At 70.0% G+C, this 2,577-nt stretch carries 4 protein-coding genes; 3 read left to right on the top strand and 1 reads right to left on the bottom strand.

Annotation, left to right across the window (positions count from 1 at the left end; all coding sequences use genetic code 11):
• Both FKP22_RS26900 and FKP22_RS26895 read left to right on the top strand, forming a co-directional pair.
• Positions 1-1,072: ATP-binding protein (locus tag FKP22_RS26900; protein WP_141291030.1), on the top strand; the 1,072-nt coding region annotated here is incomplete at its 5' end.
• Positions 1,069-1,695 (top strand): DUF6151 family protein, encoded by a 627-nt coding sequence (locus FKP22_RS26895; protein ID WP_141291029.1) that lies wholly within the window; start codon positions 1,069-1,071, stop codon positions 1,693-1,695. The genes FKP22_RS26900 and FKP22_RS26895, both read left to right, overlap by 4 nt.
• A 16-nt stretch (positions 1,696-1,711) precedes the next feature.
• Here FKP22_RS26895 and FKP22_RS26890 read toward each other — a convergent pair whose 3' ends face one another.
• Positions 1,712-2,116, bottom strand: a complete 405-nt coding sequence (locus FKP22_RS26890; protein ID WP_141291028.1) for a DoxX family protein — start codon at positions 2,114-2,116, stop codon at positions 1,712-1,714.
• 153 nt (positions 2,117-2,269) lie between these two features.
• Here FKP22_RS26890 and FKP22_RS26885 point away from each other — a divergent pair.
• Positions 2,270-2,577: TetR/AcrR family transcriptional regulator (locus FKP22_RS26885; RefSeq protein WP_141291027.1), on the top strand; the 308-nt coding region annotated here is incomplete at its 3' end.

Genomic DNA, 2,577 nt, shown 5'->3' with positions numbered 1-2,577 from the left:
ACATGACTTCAACAACCTGCTGCAGACCATCCAGATGGCCTTGCAGGTCATGGATCGCCAGGTCGGCGAAGGGTCGCAGCGCCGGGTGCTGCAAAGCGCGCTGCGGGCCACCGCGAAGGCGGCCGCCCTGGTCCGGCAGATGCTCACCTTCGGCCGCCGCCAGGCGCTGCAGCCGCAGTCGGTGGACCTGGGCGACTTCGTGCTGAAGACCCAGGAGCTGACCAGCAAGGCCGTCGGCGCACGGGTGCAGCTGTCGGCCCACATCGAGCCACGCCTGCCGGCACTGTTCGTCGACCCCACGCAGCTCGAACTGGCGCTGCTGAACCTGGTCTTCAATGCCCGCGACGCAATGCCGGACGGCGGCCACATCACCCTCACCGGCCGCCTGGCCGAGCCAGCCGAAACCGCCGGCCTGCAGACCGGCCAGCGCTACCTCTGCATCGAGGTGGCCGACGACGGCCCCGGCATGGACGCCGAAACCCAGGCCAAGGCCTTCGAGCCGTATTTCACGACCAAGCCGGTCGGCACAGGCAGTGGCCTGGGCCTGCCGCAGGTGCTGGCCCTGGCGCGCCAGTCCGGTGGCGACGCGCGGTTGCAGAGCAAGCCCGGCGAAGGCACCCGCGTCAGCCTCTACCTGCCGGCCAGCGAGCAGCGGGCAGAGGCACCGGCCGCCAGTGCCGGTGCGCCCCAGCCCAGCCGCCAGCTGCGGCTGCTGATGGTGGAAGACGATCCGCTGGTGGCCTCGGTGGTGCTGCCGGCCCTGCAGGGCGAGGGCCACAAGGTGACGCTGTGCAACAGCGCCGACGAAGCCTTGCAACGCCTGTTGCAGGGTCAACCCTTCGACGTGCTGTTCACCGACGTGGTGATGCCCGGCCGCATGAGCGGGCTGGACCTGGTGGCCTGGTGCCGCGAACACCTGCCCGCGCTGCCCACCGTGGTCGCCACCGGCTACTCGGCCCAGGCGCCCGACACCCATGCCCAGCTGCTGCGCAAGCCGTATGCGATCGACACCTTGCTGAGCGCCCTGCAGCAGGCGGCTGACGACAAGAAGACACCCCCCGCCGCCGAATGAACCCGCCCCATCTGCTGCGCTGCCGCTGCGGCACCGTCTCCGGCCTGCTCAGCCACGGCGAGCGGGCCAACCGCTGCGTCTGCTACTGCAAGGACTGCCAGGCCTTCGCCCACTTCCTCGGCGAGCCGCAGCGCGTGCTGGACCCGCTGGGCGGCAGCGAGGTGATCGCCACCTCGCCCGCCTGGCTGCGGTTCACCCAGGGCCGCGAAGCGCTGGCCTGCATGTCGCTCACCGAAGGCGGCATGCTGCGCTGGTACACCCGCTGCTGCCGCACCGCCATCGGCAACACGCCGCGCAACCACAAGTTCTCGTACATCGGCCTGCTGCACAGCTGCCTGCAGAGCGATCCGACGCACACGCTGGCTGCGTCCTTCGGCCCGCTGCGCATGCAGCTCAACCGGCAGAGCGCCAGGCAGACGCAAGGCCCTGTGCCGAGCGCAAGCGCCCTGTCCACCACCTGGGCCATGCTGCGCATCGCCCGCATGGTGGCCGGCGCGCGCATTGGCGGCAGCTACCTGCACACGCCCTTCTTCGACGTGCACAGCGGCACGCCGCTGGCGCAGCGCCAGGTGCTCAGCAGCGCCGAATACGCGCGGCTGCAGCAACGGGTCGGGCAGTCCTGAACCCGCCTGCTGGACTTCAGCGAAACAACCCGCGGCGGCGGCGCGGCGTTGCCGTGCTCCAGGCAATCAGGGCCAGCAGCGCCACCTGCAGCGGCAGCCGGGCCGCCAGCAAGGCATAAGGCACGTCGAACTGCTCGGGCACCTGCAACATGTAGAAGTGCACCGGCGTGACCGCCAGCGTCAGCAGGAACAGGCCGATGCCCGCCGCACGGCGGGTGCGCCGCCACAGCAGGCCGGCAGCGCCCAGCAGCTCGAACACCCCGCTCACCAGCACCGCGGCCATCGGCCACGGGATGTACGGCGGCACGATGCGCATCTCGGTTTCGAGCGCGGCGAAGTGCGCAATGCCGCCAATGAAGAACCACAGGAACACAAACACCAGGCCGGCAAGGCGCCAGCCTCCGAGCCGGGGCGCGGACATGGGAAGAGCAGATGACATCGGGCGATTGGACCTCAAGTGCCAGGGCCTGCCGAAGACAGCCCCACGAGGCCGCCGGAACGGACAGCGCACTGCTGCAGCCCGCATCCAAGCCCCCACCACTCCCCCCACCAGCACGAAGCCGCAAATTTCTGTATGATTATCATCATGCGAATTTCAAAAGCGAGCCAACGGGCGGCGGCAAAAGAGGCAACACACGCGCGCATCGTCGCCGTGGCGGCGCGCGCGATCCGCCGAAGCGGCTACGACGGGGTCGGCGTGGCCGACATCATGAAAGAGGCCGGGCTGACGCACGGTGCGTTCTATGCGCACTTCGCTTCGCGCGAGGCCATGCTGGTAGAGGCCGCACGCCAGGCCTGCGCCGAGTCCGCCTCGGTGGCAACAGGCGTGGCGGCCAGCGCGCCGCCGGAGCAGGTGGTCGCCGCCATGCTGGGCGCCTACCT

The sequence above is a fragment of the Ideonella azotifigens genome (assembly GCF_006519715.1).
Taxonomy (GTDB): domain Bacteria; phylum Pseudomonadota; class Gammaproteobacteria; order Burkholderiales; family Burkholderiaceae_C; genus Ideonella; species Ideonella azotifigens.
This window is presented reverse-complemented; position numbering and strand designations above follow the sequence as displayed.